Annotated in this window: 2 protein-coding genes; one reads left to right on the top strand and one right to left on the bottom strand. The window is 56.8% G+C overall.

The window, feature by feature from the left end:
• Nucleotides 1–649: 649 nt before the first annotated feature.
• The gene (locus tag VAE57_RS17665) at nucleotides 650–1,453 is read right to left on the bottom strand and encodes a [LysW]-aminoadipate kinase (RefSeq protein ID WP_322823147.1); all 804 of its coding nucleotides are present in this window, start codon (nucleotides 1,451–1,453) and stop codon (nucleotides 650–652) included.
• 73 nt (nucleotides 1,454–1,526) lie between these two features.
• On the opposite strand from VAE57_RS17665, the gene VAE57_RS17660 reads away from it, so the two are divergent.
• Nucleotides 1,527–2,693 (top strand): N-acetylmuramoyl-L-alanine amidase, encoded by a 1,167-nt coding sequence (locus tag VAE57_RS17660; protein WP_322823146.1) that lies wholly within the window; start codon nucleotides 1,527–1,529, stop codon nucleotides 2,691–2,693.
• The last annotated feature ends 393 nt before the right edge of the window (nucleotides 2,694–3,086 follow it).

Below are 3,086 nucleotides of genomic sequence, written 5' to 3'. Positions count from 1 at the left end.
AAAAATGTCTGATAGCAGTTACCTCATTCATTCCTGACTGACGCTGTGATCTTGACGAACACACCCGAATTTGTGTGACCAGCCGGGTCAACGGCATGCCACGCGCCGGATCGTGAGCAAGGTATCTCATTCATTGCCGACCACCTCCATTGATCGTGGCGAGCACACCCGGTATCCGCGTGACCAGCCGGGTCAACGGCATGCCACGCGCCGGATCGTGAGCATAGTTGGCGCGGCAGCATGGCTGCCGCAGCAGCCGTGCTCACGATCTGGCGCGTATCAAGCCGTTACTCCTCTCGGTCACCTGGATGCTGGATGTACCCATAGCAATCATAGAGCGGTCAGGAATGAATGAGCTTCTTGCTTGTAGACGTTTTTTGAAATAGGTTCTATATAAAGGCCATCTCATCAATCATTGCCAGATTTGATTATGACGAAAACGCATGTCGTACCCGTTCAGCAGGATGACCGGTGCGACACACGCCGGCGGGGGCGGAAGGCCGCCTTCCGCACGCCAAGCCACGACACACGCGCATCGTGGAGAAATTGGCAGACATTGCCTCTCTTTTCCGTGCTGGCGTGCCGAACGCAGGAAATGCTGTCTGAGGCACGTTGTGCCTTACAATAGCGCAACTCTACGCAATGCGTCTTACACGATGTGGGTTCCACCACCATTCAATGCCTGACTGATACACGCCGAAATCCTGGCATCGGCAAGGATCACGCGCTGCACCCCACCGGTCAGGGCCTCCTGCGCACCGAGCAATTTTTTCTTCATCCGACCGGCAGCGTATGTCATGGATGATTCGAGATTATTGCGGGGGATATGGGTAATCAGTGATGACTCGTCTGGGAAATTGCGCAGCAGGCCCGGTACGTTCGAGAGCAGAATGAGCGTCTGCGCACCAATAGCTGCCGCAATAGCCGCTGCAGCGCGATCACCGTCGACGTTCACCGCTTCACCGGCCTCCGAACAGGCCAGTGGGGCCACCACCGGCAGGTAACCGGCAGTGAGCAGCATGTGTAACAGGTCACGATTGACCTGCTCGATGGTACCAGTCCAATCGTCACGCAGGATCATCTGCCGACCCTGTTCAATCACTCTGATCGTCGCTTTGCGCTTGCCGGACAGGATACGACCATCAAGCCCGCTGAGACCCAGTGCCATCACACCGCGCATGTGCAGGCGTTCAACCAGTTGCTTGTTGATCAGGCCGGCAGTCGCCATCATAAAGATTTCGAGTGTGCGACGGTCGGTGTAACGGCTGGTATGTCCGCTCGGCGAGGTGACGAACCGCGGCGGATGACCGAGCGCCTCGCCCAAACGGTTGGTCTGATCGGAACCACCGTGAATGAGAATGAGCCGTTCACCGGCCCGCCAGCGTTCGGCAATATCATCGCAGAGGGCATCGTAATCGTTACCGGCACTACCACCAATCTTCACCACGATCATAGTAATCCTCCTATGGTCATACTCTTAGCAAATTCTTAAACAACAATTATCAAGTCGATGATATGATACCAGCATGAAGCCGAGAATAATCCCTATTCTAATCTACCTGCTGGTCTTGTCCGCCTGCTCAGCGGCCACACCGATTCAACAACCGGTGCCGACCGCTGAATCATCGTCGGTTGCAGTGGCAGTGGTAGCAACTATCACAACTATCACTTCGTTACCAACAATGGTCTTGCCAACACCATTCCCATCCCCAACGGCAACGCCACAACGGGTTGCCCAGGCTGCACCGGTGAGTGATCTGGTGGCCGAACCGGTCGTTCCTTCACCAACTACTCAACCGAGTGTTATCCCTACCCCAACACCACGACCACCCGGCACACCCCCTCGGGTCGGTCTGCAGATTGGGCATTTACGTTCAAACGAATTACCGGAAGAACTGGCCCACTTGCGAACGTCAACCGGAACCTACTGGCAGAACATTAGCGAGGTCGAGGTTAATGAGGCGATTGCAATCCGCGTGCGCGACATCCTGATTGCAGCGGGGGTTGAGGTTGATCTGCTGCCAGCTACGGTTCCACCTTCATATGATGCTGATGCATTTGTCGCCATTCACGCCGACGGTTCTACTGCCGGGGCACGTGGCTGGAAGATTGCCACGCCCTGGCGTACCTCAGCCGCGAGTCGAGCATTGATGGAAGCTGTGTCCGCCACCTATGGTGTCATTACCGGTTTGCCGGAAGATCGCCACGGTATCTCTATCAATATGCGCGGCTACTACGCCTTCAATTACCGCCGCCACACCCACGCAATTGCCCGTACTACGCCGGCCATCATTGTCGAAACCGGATTTCTGACCAGTGCTGCCGACCGGACGATTATCGTCGACCGGCCAGACCTGGCGGCACGAGGGATTGCCGAAGGGATTTTGCAGTATCTCAATCAGCGCGATCCATATGACGGTGCTGCCTTGCTGCCCCCCGAATGGCCAATTCTTTACACCAGTGTCGAGGCAGCAGTTCGTGCGGCACCATCGGCACAGGCGCGGATTTTCGTTCAGGCTCCGCCAGACAGTCGAGTGTTTGTCTTTAATCAGGAGGGTGACTGGTACGAGGCAATGGTGCGTGTCGGTGACACACGCTATGTAGGTTGGCTGCGCGTCGATCAGACCCAACCGGCCACACCGGCAGATAACCCTTCAGCGCCACCGGCAGAAGTACCGGCGACCAATCCGTGACATTAAGCCTTGACTGACACTGGGAATCATTCAGGGTATCAGAACTGCGCTGGTACACTGCCGGGAATGCCACCGGGCAGTCGCTGATGGATCGGCACAGACACCCAAATTCGGTTCACGCACCATCGCATGCAGCGGCAGCCCCAGCCCGCTCGCCCCCTATCAGGCTGGTGCTGGTTCCAGCACTGCGTTGCGACACGCTTCTAGCCTCACCCGCCCCCAGCGGGGGCGGGAGTCATCTGCGCAGGCAGGGTGGTGAGGGCGGGTTTAGAACCTACCCCTACCAACGGTGCCTGTACCCGTTCACCTTACCACACAAGGGATACAGTGAATGAGAATGTCTTGCCTCGCGTGCCATGGATTGCTTTGCAGATGTGATCTCAGCCCTCACCC

This window comes from Chloroflexus sp. (genome assembly GCF_034434295.1).
Classification (GTDB): domain Bacteria; phylum Chloroflexota; class Chloroflexia; order Chloroflexales; family Chloroflexaceae; genus Chloroflexus.
This window is presented reverse-complemented; position numbering and strand designations above follow the sequence as displayed.